Below are 12,179 nucleotides of genomic sequence, written 5' to 3' on the forward strand. Positions count from 1 at the left end.
GTAGCTGTCCACGGCTGTCCATCCGCCGACCGGCCGCAGCGCCGGCAGCGGCAGTCGTCCCCCGTGACCAGGCAGGGAGCCGCCACCCGATGTCCGAGCCGGAAGAGACCGACATCCACACCACCGCGGGCAAGCTCGCGGACCTGCAGCGCCGTATCGACGAGGCGACCCACGCGGGTTCCGCGCGCGCGGTGGAGAAGCAGCACGCGAAGGGCAAGCTGACCGCGCGCGAACGCGTCGATCTCCTTCTCGACGAGGGCTCCTTCGTGGAGCTCGACGAGTTCGCCCGGCACCGCTCGACCAACTTCGGCATCGAGAAGAACCGCCCGTACGGCGACGGCGTCGTCACCGGCTACGGCACGGTGGACGGCCGCCCGGTCTGCGTGTACTCGCAGGACTTCACCATCTTCGGCGGCTCGCTCGGCGAGGTCTACGGTGAGAAGATCGTCAAGGTGATGGACTTCGCGCTGAAGACCGGCTGCCCGGTCATCGGCATCAACGACGGCGGCGGGGCACGCATCCAGGAGGGTGTCGCGGCCCTCGGCCTCTTCGCGGAGATCTTCCGCCGCAACGTCCACGCCTCGGGTGTGATCCCGCAGATCTCGCTGATCGTCGGGCCGTGCGCGGGCGGTGCGGTCTACTCCCCCGCGATCACCGACTTCACGGTGATGGTCGACCAGACCTCGCACATGTTCATCACCGGCCCCGACGTCATCAAGACGGTCACCGGCGAGGACGTCGGCTTCGAGGAGCTGGGCGGCGCCCGTACGCACAACACCACCTCCGGGGTGGCGCACCACATGGCGGGCGACGAGAAGGACGCCATCGAGTACGTCAAGTCGCTGCTGTCGTACCTGCCGTCGAACAACCTCTCCGAGGCCCCGGCCTTCCCGGAGGAGGCGGACCTGGCGGTGAGCGACGAGGACCGGGAGCTGGACACGCTCATCCCGGACTCGGCGAACCAGCCGTACGACATGCACACCGCCATCGAGCACGTGCTGGACGACGGCGAGTTCCTGGAGACCCAGGCCCTGTTCGCGCCGAACATCCTCACCGGCTTCGGCCGTGTGGAGGGTCACCCGGTCGGGGTGGTCGCCAACCAGCCGATGCAGTTCGCCGGCTGTCTGGACATCAACGCCAGTGAGAAGGCGGCGCGGTTCGTGCGGACCTGCGACGCGTTCAACGTCCCGGTGCTGACCTTCGTGGACGTGCCGGGCTTCCTGCCCGGTGTCGACCAGGAGTACGGCGGCATCATCCGGCGCGGCGCGAAGCTGATCTACGCGTACGCGGAGGCGACCGTCCCGCTGATCACGGTGATCACCCGCAAGGCCTTCGGCGGCGCGTACGACGTCATGGGCTCCAAGCACCTGGGCGCGGACATCAACGTGGCCTGGCCGACCGCGCAGATCGCCGTCATGGGCGCGCAGGGCGCGGTCAACATCCTGCACCGTCGCACGATCGCAGCCGTCACGGATGCCGACGAGAGGGACGCCACCCGTGCCGAGCTGATGCGGGACTACGAGGACGCGCTCCTCAACCCGTACGTGGCGGCCGAGCGCGGTTACGTGGACGCGGTGATCATGCCGTCCGAGACCCGCGCCCACGTGGTGAAGGGGCTGCGCCAGCTGCGGACCAAGCGGGAGGCCCTGCCCCCGAAGAAGCACGGCAACATCCCCCTCTAGAAAGGGTCCTGGCCATGATCAAGGTCGTACGGGGCAACCCGACCCCGGAGGAGCTGGCCGCCGCCCTGGCGGTGGTGCGGGCGCGCGCCGCGGCGGCGTCCGCCGCGCCCTCCGGGGCTCCGGAGCCGCCCGCCCGGTGGTCCGACCCGGGCCGGCTGGCCCGCCGGGGCCGGCACGTGCCCGGCCCGCGCGCCTGGGCGCGCACGTACTGGCCCGTGTGACGCGGGCGACGTGCCGGGGGCGGCGGGCTGAGTACGCGTACTCAGGCGCCGCCCGAGGACCGACCGGGAGGATCACCGCATGCTCTGGTCCGACCCCGAGAACAAGCCCCCCAAGGAACTGCGCGACGCGGAGACGATGATGCGCCGCGCGGGCCTGGTCCTGGCGCTGGCCATGGTCCTGGCGATGTTCGTCCTGGGCACGCGCTGAGCCGGCCTCCCGGCGTCCGTACGATGGCGCCCATGACCACGCCGACGCCCCGCCGCCTCGTCCTCGCCTCCCAGTCCCCCGCCCGTCTCGGTCTGCTGCGGCAGGCCGGGTTCGCGCCCGAGGTGATCGTCAGCGGGGTCGACGAGGACGCGCTGAGCGCCCCGACCCCCGCCGAACTGGCCCTGGTCCTGGCCGAGGCCAAGGCCGCGGCGGTCGCCGCGCGCCCGGAGGCGGCCGGGGCCCTGGTGATCGGCTGCGACTCGGTCCTCGAACTGGACGGCGAGGCGCTCGGCAAGCCGGCCGACGCCGAGGAGGCCACCGCCCGCTGGAAGTCGATGCGGGGGCGCTCCGGGGTGCTGCGGACCGGGCACAGCCTGGTCGACACCGCGAGCGGGCGCACCGCCTCGGCGACCGCGTCCACGACCGTCCGCTTCGGGGAGCCCTCGGACGCCGAGGTCGCCGCCTATGTGGCCTCGGGCGAACCGCTCCACGTCGCGGGCGCCTTCACCCTGGACGGGCGTTCGGCGCCGTTCGTGGACTCCATCGACGGGGACCCGGGCAATGTGATCGGGCTGTCGCTGCCGCTGCTGCGGCGGCTGCTGGGCGAGCTGGGCATCCGGGTCACCGACCTCTGGGCCTGAGGCCGGCCGGACCCGCTCAGGCGGGCGCGGGGGCCGCGGGCTGCTCGGGCTCGGCGCCGGGGCCGGGTTCCGGCTCCCGGCCGGCGGGGCCGTACGCCACCAGGACCAGCACGATCAGCCCGAGGACGAGCATCATCCCGGCGAAGGCCGCCCAGCCGACCAGGCCGACCGTGAGGGCGCCCAGCACCCCGTGGACGACGGCGCAGACGACGAGGAGGATCCGGGCCGCGCGGCCGGGGGCGCGGTCGCGGAGGCCGGCGGCGAGGAGCAGCGCACCGCACAGGAGCAGGAAGACCCCGGAGACTCCGCCGAGCACCCAGGTGCCCTTGGACATGACGTCGGGATCGGTGCCGGCGAGGGACATGGTCTGGTTCTTCACGACCGTGCCGAGGACCATGTTGACGATCACGACGCCCACGGCCTCCGCGAACAGCACGAGCGCGGCTATGAAAGCCACCGGCCTGCGCACCACGGCGCTCACCCCCTGTTACCAGCAGTACGTGTGAATGCCCGGACCCTACTAACGGGTAATGCGGGGGACAAGGGGTGCGGCACGACCCCGCCCCACCCCTTCCTCCCGGCCCTCGGACCCCTGTTGTTCACCCCCAAGTGCGTCGGGCAAAGAATGTTTCCCGGCTTAGTAGGAAACCAACAAAGAAACAGCGCGCGTCGCTGCTCGTACCAACAGAGACCTGGACCACACCTCGTGGCTACTGTGCGGTCACGGCTCCCGGCGTACCGTGGTGCCACAAGGGATTTCGCGACTCGAGCAAGCCTCGAATCACACTCCGTGTGGGCAAGCTCACCATTGGGGACGGGTCGTAAGGCCGTGTCGGTAGTCCCTAAACTCAGCTTGTTTCAAGGAGGGAGCCATCGTGCGCAAGGTGCTCATCGCCAACCGTGGCGAAATTGCTGTCCGTGTTGCTCGGGCCTGCCGGGACGCCGGTATCGGGAGCGTGGCCGTCTACGCCGACCCCGACCGCGACGCTCTGCACGTCCGCGCGGCCGACGAGGCATTCGCCCTGGGCGGTGACACCCCGGCCGCCAGCTATCTGGACATGGCCAAGGTGCTCCAGGCCGCCAAGGACTCCGGGGCGGACGCGGTCCACCCGGGTTACGGCTTCCTCTCGGAGAACGCCGAGTTCGCCCAGGCCGTACTCGACGCCGGGCTGACCTGGATCGGCCCGCCGCCGCACGCCATCCGGGACCTCGGTGACAAGGTCGCCGCCCGGCACATCGCCCAGCGCGCCGGCGCCCCGCTGGTGGCCGGCACCCCGGACCCGGTCTCGGGCTCCGAGGAGGTCGTCGCCTTCGCCCGGGAGAACGGGCTGCCGATCGCCATCAAGGCCGCCTTCGGCGGCGGCGGGCGCGGGCTGAAGGTCGCGCGCACGCTGGAGGAGATCCCGGAGCTGTACGACTCCGCCGTCCGCGAGGCCGTCGCCGCCTTCGGCCGCGGGGAGTGCTTCGTGGAGCGCTACCTCGACAAGCCCCGGCACGTGGAGACCCAGTGCCTGGCCGACACCCACGGCAACGTGGTCGTCGTCTCCACCCGTGACTGCTCGCTCCAGCGCCGCCACCAGAAGCTCGTCGAGGAGGCCCCGGCCCCCTTCCTCTCCGACGCGCAGAACGCGGAGCTGTACGCCGCCTCGAAGGCGATCCTGAAGGAGGCCGGCTACGTCGGCGCCGGCACGGTCGAGTTCCTGGTCGGCGCGGACGGCACGATCTCCTTCCTGGAGGTCAACACCCGCCTCCAGGTCGAGCACCCGGTGACCGAGGAGGTCTCCGGCATCGACCTGGTCCGCGAGATGTTCCGGATCGCGGACGGCGAGGAGCTGGGCTACGACGACCCCGCCTCGCGCGGCCACTCGTTCGAGTTCCGGATCAACGGCGAGGACCCGGGCCGGGGCTTCCTCCCGGCCCCGGGCACCGTCACCCGCTTCGACCCGCCGACCGGTCCGGGCGTCCGCCTCGACACGGGCGTCGAGTCCGGTTCGGTCATCGGCCCGGCCTGGGACTCCCTGCTCGCCAAGCTGATCGTGACCGGTGCGACCCGTGAGCAGGCGCTCCAGCGCGCCTCCCGCGCGCTCGCCGAGTTCCACGTCGAGGGCATGGCCACCGCGATCCCGTTCCACCGCGCGGTCGTGACCGACCCGGCGTTCACCGCCGACCCGTTCCGCGTCCACACCCGCTGGATCGAGACGGAGTTCGTCAACGAGATCAAGCCGTTCACCGCGCCCGCCGAGGCCGAGGCGGACGACGAGGCGGGCCGCGAGACGGTGGTCGTCGAGGTCGGCGGCAAGCGCCTGGAGGTCTCTCTGCCCTCCTCGCTGGGCATGAGCCTGGCCCGTACGGGCCTCGCGGCGGGCGCCAAGCCCAAGCGCCGCGCGGCGAAGAAGTCCGGTTCGGCGGTCTCCGGCGACACCCTCGCCTCCCCGATGCAGGGCACCATCGTCAAGGTCGCCGTCGAGGAGGGCCAGGAGGTCCAGGAGGGCGATCTGATCGTCGTCCTGGAGGCCATGAAGATGGAGCAGCCGATCAACGCCCACCGGGCCGGCACGGTCAAGGGCCTGGCCGCCGAGGTCGGCAGCTCGGTCTCCTCCGGCGCGGTCCTCTGCGAGATCAAGGACTGATCCGCCCGTCCGCTCCGCCGGCGCCCCGCCCACGTCATCCGACGCTGGCGGGGCGCCGGTCGTCGTGCGGGAGGATCGCTCCGCCCGCGCGGTGGCATCCTGGACCCCGGTGCGGACACTGGGAGGACTGCGCAATGGCGATCAGCACGGCACGGACACCGGCCCTCGCGCCGCAGCGGCCCATGCGCGCCGACGCGCGGCGCAACTACGACCGGCTGCTCACCGAGGCCCGCGCCGCCTTCGCCGAGCACGGTACGGACGCGTCCCTGGAGGACGTGGCGCGCCGGGCGGGGGTGGGCATCGGCACGCTGTACCGGCACTTCCCGACGCGGCACGCGCTGATGAGCGCGGTCTTCCAGGAGGCGGTGGCCGCCCTGATCGACCGCTCCCGCGAACTGGCGGCGGCCGAGCGCCCGTGCGCCGCGCTGGTGGAATGGCTGGGGGCGATGATCACTCATGCGGGTGAATACCGGGGCCTGGCCCAGGCGCTCATCTCCACCTGCCGGGACGAGAATTCGGCGCTCTCCCGGTGCAATGTGCCCCTGCGCGAGGCGGGCGCGGTGCTGCTGTCCCGGGCGCAGGAGGCGGGCTCGGTGCGCGCCGACGTCTCCATGGACGATCTGATGCGGCTGACCAACGCCATCGCGCTCGCCGCCGAGCAGTCGCCGGACGATCCGGCGCTGGCCGAGCGGCTGCTGACGCTCACTCTGCTCGGCCTGCGGACGGCCCCCTGAGCCAGGGGGGAACGATCAGCGGCGGCGCAGGTCGGCGACTCTGGCCCGCTCGCCCTGGCCGCTCTGGTCGGCCAGGACCGATCCGCCCCGCAGTTGCTGGGTGTGGGTGCGGCGCTGTCCCGGCAGGGGCATCTCGCGGCGCGAGGAGCGCCCGGAGGGCAGCGGGTCGGTGGCGGGGGCGGCCCCGCCGGGTCCGGCGACCGCGATCTGCACGCCCTGGTCGGCCAGGGCCTGGAGCTCCGCCGCCGAGCGGTCGTCGTGCGCGGCCGGTTCGTCCGTGACCAGACGGGTGATGAGGTCGGTCGGCACGGTCTGGAACATGGTGTCGGAGCCGAGCTTGGTGTGGTCGGCGAGGACCACCACCTCGGCCGCGGCCTGCACCAGCGCCCGGTCCACGCTCGCGGAGAGCATGTTGGACGTGGAGAGTCCGCGTTCGGCGGTGAGGCCGCTCCCGGACAGAAAGGCGCGGGAGACCCGCAGCCCCTGGAGGGACTGCTCGGCCCCGCTGCCCACGAGGGCGTAGTTGGAACCGCGCAGGGTGCCCCCGGTCATCACCACTTCGACCCGGTTGGCATGGGCCAGGGCCTGGGCGACCAGCAGCGAGTTGGTGACCACGGTCAGACCGGGGACCCGCGCGAGCCGGCGGGCCAGCTCCTGCGTGGTCGTACCGGCGCCGACGACGATGGCCTCGCCCTCTTCGACGAGGCCGGCCGCCAGATCGGCGATGGCCGTTTTCTCCGCGGTGGCGAGATGGGATTTCTGCGGAAAGCCGGACTCCCGCGTGAAACCGCCCGGCAAGACCGCACCGCCGTGCCGGCGGTCGAGGAGTCCTTCTGCCTCCAGTGCCCGCACGTCCCGCCGTACGGTCACTTCGGAGGTCTGGACGACGCGGGCGAGCTCACGGAGCGATACCGCCCCGTTGGCACGCACCATTTCGAGGATCAACTGACGACGTTCTGCAGCGAACACAGAACTGACAGTAACGTGACCGCCCGAGCGTTTTCAGGTGTTTGCGGCGAATAGCAGAAGTTGCGCATACCGAGGGTCGCCAAGTGGTATAGGCGGCCCTGTTGTTGTCCCGTACTGACCGAACGGCCGTCTTCCGGCCGCCCGGTGCCCGGTTACGCCTCGCCCGCGCTCTTCCGGGTGTGCAACTGCCGGGCCACTTCCGCGATCGATCCCGACAGCGACGGGTAGACCGTGAAGGCGTTCGCGATCTGTTCGACGGTCAGATTGTTGTCGACCGCGATCGAGATGGGGTGGATCAGCTCGCTGGCGCGCGGGGCGACGACACAGCCGCCGACCACGATGCCGGTGCCGGGGCGGCAGAAGATCTTGACGAAGCCGTCCCGGATGCCCTGCATCTTGGCGCGCGGGTTGCGCAGCAGCGGCAGCTTCACGACCCGGGCGTCGATGGTGCCCGCGTCGACGTCGGCCTGGGTGTAGCCGACGGTGGCGATCTCCGGGTCGGTGAAGACGTTGGAGGAGACCGTCTTCAGGTTCAGCGGGGCGACCGCGTCCCCGAGGAAGTGGTACATCGCGATCCGGCCCTGCATGGCGGCGACCGAGGCAAGGGCGAAGACCCCGGTGACGTCACCGGCGGCGTAGACGCCCGGCGCGCTGGTGCGCGAGACCTTGTCGGTCCAGATGTGGCCGGACTCCTTCAGCCGGACCCCGGCCTCCTCCAGCCCCATGCCCGCGCTGTTCGGAATGGCGCCGACCGCCATCAGGCAGTGCGATCCGGTGATGACCCGGCCGTCGGCCAGCGTGACCTCGACCCGGTCGCCGACCCGCTTGGCGGACTGGGCGCGGGAGCGGGCCATGACGTTCATGCCGCGGCGGCGGAAGACGTCCTCCAGGACGGCGGCGGCGTCCGGGTCCTCGCCCGGCAGCACCCGGTCGCGGGAGGAGACGAGGGTGACCCGGGAGCCGAGGGCCTGGTAGGCCCCGGCGAACTCGGCGCCGGTGACACCGGAGCCGACCACGATCAGCTCGTCGGGCAGCACGTCGAGGTCGTAGACCTGGGTCCAGTTCAGGATGCGCTCGCCGTCGGGCTGCGCGTCCGGTATCTCCCGGGGGTGACCGCCGGTGGCGATCAGCACGGCGTCGGCGGTGAGGGTCTCCTCGGTGCCGTCGGCCGCGGTGACCACGACCGTGCGGGAGCCGTCGGCGGCCTGGAGCCCCTCCAGCCGGCCGCGCCCGCGCATCACCCGGGCGCCGGCCCGGGTGACCGAGGCGGTGATGTCGTGGGACTGGGCGAGCGCGAGGCGCTTGACCCGTCGGTTGACCTTGCCGAGGTCGACGCCGACCACGCGGGCGGCCTGCTCGCTCGGGGTGTCGTCGGCGACGATGATGCCCAGCTCCTCGTAGGAGGAGTCGAAGGTGGTCATCACCTCCGCCGTCGCGATCAGCGTCTTCGAGGGCACGCAGTCGGTGAGCACGGACGCGCCGCCGAGGCCGTCGCAGTCGACGACGGTCACCTCCGCGCCGAGCTGGGCGCCCACCAACGCCGCCTCGTACCCGCCGGGTCCGCCGCCGATGATCACGATCCGGGTCACGAAAGTCCGCCTCGCGTTTCTCGTCCCGCGGCCGTCTGCTGCCCCGGCCGGGGGTCCGGGGGATCGCCCCGGGGAATGCAGTACGTACTTCATTGTCCCGCACGCGCCAAGCTGCTTCGCCCCGGGGCCCTCCATCCGTGCGCGCGGCGGCCGGGGAACCGGGCGCGGGAACCGGGAGGGCCGGGTGATCACGCTCCCCCGGCGGGGGGCAACCTTCCGGTAACCGACGCTCCCGCCGTCCCCTCCCGTACCCTCGATCCCATGTCGCTCTACGCCGCGTACGCCGGCAACCTCGACGCGCGGCTGATGACGCGCCGCGCCCCGCACTCCCCGCTGCGCGGCACCGGCTGGCTGAACGGCTGGCGGCTGACCTTCGGCGGGGAGCAGATGGGCTGGGAGGGCGCGCTGGCCACGGTGGTCGAGGCGCCGCGTTCGCAGGTCTTCGTCGCCCTCTACGACCTGGCCGCCATGGACGAGGACTCCATGGACCGCTGGGAGGGCGTCGGCCTGGACATCTACCGGCGGATGCGGGTGCGGGTGCACACCCTGGACGGCGAGGAGCCGGCCTGGATCTATGTGCTGAACGGGTACGAGGGCGGTCTGCCCTCCGCGCGCTACCTCGGCGAGATCGCGGACGCGGCCGAGTCCGCGGGCGCGCCGCACGATTATGTGATGGAGCTCCGCAAGCGCCCCTGCTGAGCCCCGGACCCCCGCGCTGAACTGCCGTTTCACGGCCGTGCGCGGGCCCGACTGTGGGAACACACGAACGAACACGCCCAGACTCTGTCCAGGAGCATCTACGCGCGTAGGGATTCAGCGGTTACGCTCATCCGCGTGAACGCATCTGTTATTCCGGACCACATCCAGGGCGACCCGTACTCCGCCGCCGCCGACGCCGCCGCCCGCCTGCGCGAGCTGACCGGTGCCGAGACCCACGACGTGGCCCTCGTGATGGGCTCGGGCTGGGCGCCGGCCGGGGAGGCGCTCGGCGTTCCGGAGGCCGAGTTCCCGGTGACCGAGCTGCCGGGCTTCCCCGCCCCCGCCGTCGCGGGCCACGGCGGCACGATCCGCTCGTACCGGATCGGCGAGAAGCGCGCCCTGGTCTTCCTGGGCCGGACGCACTACTACGAGGGCCGGGGCGTCGCCGCCGTGGCGCACGGGGTGCGCACCGCAGTGGCCGCGGGCTGCCGGACCGTCGTCCTGACGAACGGCTGCGGCGGACTGCGCGAGGGCATGCGCCCGGGACAGCCGGTCCTGATCAGCGACCACATCAACCTCACGGCGGCGTCGCCGATCGTCGGCGCCAACTTCGTCGACCTGACCGACCTGTACTCGCCGAGGCTGCGGGCGCTGTGCAAGGAGGTCGACGCGACCCTGGAGGAGGGCGTCTACGTCCAGTTCCCCGGGCCGCACTACGAGACGCCCGCCGAGATCGCCATGGTCCGGGTGATGGGCGGCGACCTGGTCGGCATGTCCACGGTGCTGGAGGCCATCGCGGCGCGCGAGGCCGGCGCGGAGGTGCTGGGCATCTCCCTGGTGACGAACCTGGCGGCGGGGCTGAGCGGCGAACCGCTCAACCACGAGGAGGTCCTCCAGGCGGGCCGCGACTCGGCGACCCGGATGGGCTCGCTGCTGGCCCGGGTCCTCGACCGGATCTGACCGCACCCGCGCCCATCCCACCCCAGCCACCCCCCGGAAGGCGGACGACCGTGACGACACAGGACCTCATCGACCGGGCCAGGACCTGGCTCGCCGAGGACCCGGACCCCGAGACGCGCGAGGAGCTGGCCAAGCTCATCGACGCGGAGGACCTGGAGGAGCTGGGCGACCGCTTCTCCGGCACCCTCCAGTTCGGCACCGCGGGGCTCCGGGGCGAGATCGGCGCCGGGCCGATGCGGATGAACCGCTCCGTCGTCATCCGGGCCGCCGCCGGGCTCGCCGCGTATCTGAAGGACCGGGGGCAGGGCGACGGGCTCGTGGTCGTCGGGTACGACGCCCGCTACAAGTCCGCCGACTTCGCCCGGGACACCGCCGCCGTGATGACCGGCGCCGGACTGCGCGCCGCCGTGCTCCCCCGCCCGCTGCCAACGCCCGTCCTCGCGTACGCCATACGGCATCTGGGCGCCGTCGCCGGGGTCGAGGTCACCGCCAGCCACAACCCGCCGCGCGACAACGGCTACAAGGTCTACCTCGGCGACGGCTCGCAGATCGTGCCGCCCGCCGACGGTGAGATCGCCGCCGCCATCGCCGCGGTCGGCCCCCTGGAGACCGTGCCCCGGCCCGGCGGCGGCTGGGAGACGCTGGGCGAATCGGTCCTGGATGCCTATCTGGCACGTACGGACGCGGTGCTCGCGGCCGGTTCGCCGCGCACCGCGCGCGTCGTGTACACCGCGATGCACGGCGTCGGCACGTCCGTGCTCACCGCCGCCTTCGCGCGGGCCGGCTTCCCCGCCCCGGTGCTGGTGGCCGAGCAGGCGGAGCCCGATCCGGCGTTCCCCACCGTGGCCTTCCCCAACCCGGAGGAGCCGGGCGCGATGGACCTCGCGTTCGCCACCGCGCGCCGCACGGACCCCGACCTCGTCATCGCCAACGACCCGGACGCCGACCGCTGCGCCGTCGCCGTCCCGGACCCGTCGGCCGAGGGCGGCTGGCGGATGCTGCGGGGCGACGAGGTCGGCGCGCTGCTCGCCGCGCATCTGGTGGCGCGGGGCGCCACCGGGGTGTTCGCCGAGTCGATCGTCTCGTCCTCGCTGCTGGGCCGGATCGCCGAGAAGGCGGGCCTCGGCTACGAGGAGACGCTGACGGGCTTCAAGTGGATCGCCCGGGTGGAGGGCCTGCGGTACGGCTACGAGGAGGCGCTGGGCTACTGCGTCGACCCCGACGGCGTCCGCGACAAGGACGGCATCACGGCGGCGCTGCTCGTCGCCGAACTCGCCTCGGTGCTCAAGGAGCGGGGGCGCACCCTGCTCGATCTGCTGGACGATCTGGCGGTGGAGCACGGGCTGCACGCCACCGACCAGCTGTCGGTGCGGGTGGAGGACCTGTCCGTCATCGCGGACGCGATGCGCCGGCTGCGCGAGCACCCGCCGGTCTCGCTGGCGGGTCTCCCGGTCGTCTCGGCCGAGGACCTGGCGCGCGGTTCGAAGCGGTTGCCGCCCACGGACGGGCTGCGCTATCAGCTGGAGGGCGCCCGGGTGATCGTCCGCCCGAGCGGCACCGAGCCCAAGCTCAAGTGCTATCTGGAGGTCGTGGTGCCGGTCGCCTCGGCCGCCGCGCTGCCCCGCGCCCGGACCAGAGGCGCGGAGCTGCTGGCGGGCATCCGGCGGGACCTGGCGGCCGCGGCCGGGATCTGATCCGTGCGGCCGGCCCCGGGGTCACGTTTTCGTGGCCGCCTCCCCGCCGTCCGGTCGGATGCCGGTGAGGCAGGCGCCATGCAAGGAGACGGAGGGGTCCGGTACACCGAAAAACCGCCGAACCGGTCCGCTTTCACCCGCTGGTTGACCTC

General features: G+C 72.5%; 12 protein-coding genes. 9 read left to right on the plus strand and 3 right to left on the minus strand.

Translation table 11 applies throughout. From position 1 onward, the window contains the following. Positions 1-89: 89 nt before the first annotated feature. The 4 genes from ACWCXC_RS24215 (at position 90) to ACWCXC_RS24230 (ending at position 2,752) form a co-directional block, all read left to right on the plus strand. Positions 90-1,682 (plus strand): acyl-CoA carboxylase subunit beta, encoded by a 1,593-nt coding sequence (locus tag ACWCXC_RS24215; RefSeq protein ID WP_450890515.1) that lies wholly within the window; start codon positions 90-92, stop codon positions 1,680-1,682. A gap of 14 nt (positions 1,683-1,696) precedes the next feature. After that, entirely contained in the window at positions 1,697-1,903 is a 207-nt protein-coding gene (locus ACWCXC_RS24220) for an acyl-CoA carboxylase epsilon subunit (RefSeq protein ID WP_450681504.1), read from the plus strand. Positions 1,904-1,982: 79 nt separating this feature from the next. Then, positions 1,983-2,111 (plus strand): morphogenic membrane protein MmpB, encoded by a 129-nt coding sequence (gene mmpB, locus ACWCXC_RS24225; protein ID WP_450681503.1) that lies wholly within the window; start codon positions 1,983-1,985, stop codon positions 2,109-2,111. A gap of 32 nt (positions 2,112-2,143) precedes the next feature. Continuing rightward, positions 2,144-2,752 carry a nucleoside triphosphate pyrophosphatase gene (locus ACWCXC_RS24230; protein WP_450890516.1) on the plus strand — a complete coding sequence of 203 codons (609 nt, stop codon included), beginning with the start codon at positions 2,144-2,146 and terminating at the stop codon, positions 2,750-2,752. Positions 2,753-2,768: 16 nt separating this feature from the next. Here ACWCXC_RS24230 and ACWCXC_RS24235 read toward each other — a convergent pair whose 3' ends face one another. After that, a complete protein-coding gene (locus ACWCXC_RS24235; protein WP_450681501.1) occupies positions 2,769-3,233 on the minus strand; it encodes a hypothetical protein in 465 nt (154 codons plus the stop codon). 394 nt (positions 3,234-3,627) lie between these two features. On the opposite strand from ACWCXC_RS24235, the gene ACWCXC_RS24240 reads away from it, so the two are divergent. Further along, complete coding sequence (locus tag ACWCXC_RS24240) at positions 3,628-5,382, plus strand: acetyl/propionyl/methylcrotonyl-CoA carboxylase subunit alpha (RefSeq protein ID WP_450681500.1); 1,755 nt, start codon at positions 3,628-3,630, stop codon at positions 5,380-5,382. A gap of 134 nt (positions 5,383-5,516) precedes the next feature. Beyond that, a complete protein-coding gene (locus tag ACWCXC_RS24245; protein ID WP_450681499.1) occupies positions 5,517-6,116 on the plus strand; it encodes a TetR/AcrR family transcriptional regulator in 600 nt (199 codons plus the stop codon). Positions 6,117-6,131: 15 nt separating this feature from the next. Here the strand turns inward: ACWCXC_RS24245 and ACWCXC_RS24250 are convergent, their stop codons facing one another. Together ACWCXC_RS24250 and ACWCXC_RS24255 are read right to left on the minus strand one after the other, a co-directional pair. After that, positions 6,132-7,085, minus strand: coding sequence for a DeoR/GlpR family DNA-binding transcription regulator (locus ACWCXC_RS24250; protein ID WP_450681498.1), 954 nt, complete (start codon positions 7,083-7,085; stop codon positions 6,132-6,134). 152 nt (positions 7,086-7,237) lie between these two features. Next, entirely contained in the window at positions 7,238-8,674 is a 1,437-nt protein-coding gene (locus tag ACWCXC_RS24255; RefSeq protein ID WP_450890517.1) for an NAD(P)H-quinone dehydrogenase, read from the minus strand. A 261-nt stretch (positions 8,675-8,935) separates the two neighbouring features. Between ACWCXC_RS24255 and ACWCXC_RS24260 the strand changes: the two genes are divergently transcribed. The 3 genes from ACWCXC_RS24260 to ACWCXC_RS24270 all read left to right on the plus strand — a co-directional run bounded on the left by ACWCXC_RS24260 (position 8,936) and on the right by ACWCXC_RS24270 (position 12,027). After that, on the plus strand, positions 8,936-9,373 hold the full coding sequence (locus ACWCXC_RS24260) for a gamma-glutamylcyclotransferase (RefSeq protein WP_383650164.1): 438 nt from the start codon (positions 8,936-8,938) through the stop codon (positions 9,371-9,373). A 135-nt stretch (positions 9,374-9,508) separates the two neighbouring features. Next, positions 9,509-10,333, plus strand: a complete 825-nt coding sequence (locus ACWCXC_RS24265) for a purine-nucleoside phosphorylase (protein ID WP_450681496.1) — start codon at positions 9,509-9,511, stop codon at positions 10,331-10,333. Positions 10,334-10,383: 50 nt separating this feature from the next. Continuing rightward, positions 10,384-12,027 (plus strand): phospho-sugar mutase, encoded by a 1,644-nt coding sequence (locus tag ACWCXC_RS24270; protein ID WP_450890518.1) that lies wholly within the window; start codon positions 10,384-10,386, stop codon positions 12,025-12,027. Positions 12,028-12,179: the final 152 nt, after the last annotated feature.

It is taken from the genome of Streptomyces sp. NPDC001515, assembly GCF_053597115.1.

Excerpts from the sequence above, each read along its gene's own strand:
- ACWCXC_RS24215 (WP_450890515.1), top strand. The coding sequence starts at position 90 with ATGTCCGAGCCGGAAGAGACCGACATCCACACCACCGCGGGCAAGCTC.
- ACWCXC_RS24220 (WP_450681504.1), top strand. The coding sequence starts at position 1,697 with ATGATCAAGGTCGTACGGGGCAACCCGACCCCGGAGGAGCTGGCCGCC.
- mmpB (WP_450681503.1), top strand. The coding sequence starts at position 1,983 with ATGCTCTGGTCCGACCCCGAGAACAAGCCCCCCAAGGAACTGCGCGAC.
- ACWCXC_RS24230 (WP_450890516.1), top strand. The coding sequence starts at position 2,144 with ATGACCACGCCGACGCCCCGCCGCCTCGTCCTCGCCTCCCAGTCCCCC.
- ACWCXC_RS24245 (WP_450681499.1), top strand. The coding sequence starts at position 5,517 with ATGGCGATCAGCACGGCACGGACACCGGCCCTCGCGCCGCAGCGGCCC.
- ACWCXC_RS24260 (WP_383650164.1), top strand. The coding sequence starts at position 8,936 with ATGTCGCTCTACGCCGCGTACGCCGGCAACCTCGACGCGCGGCTGATG.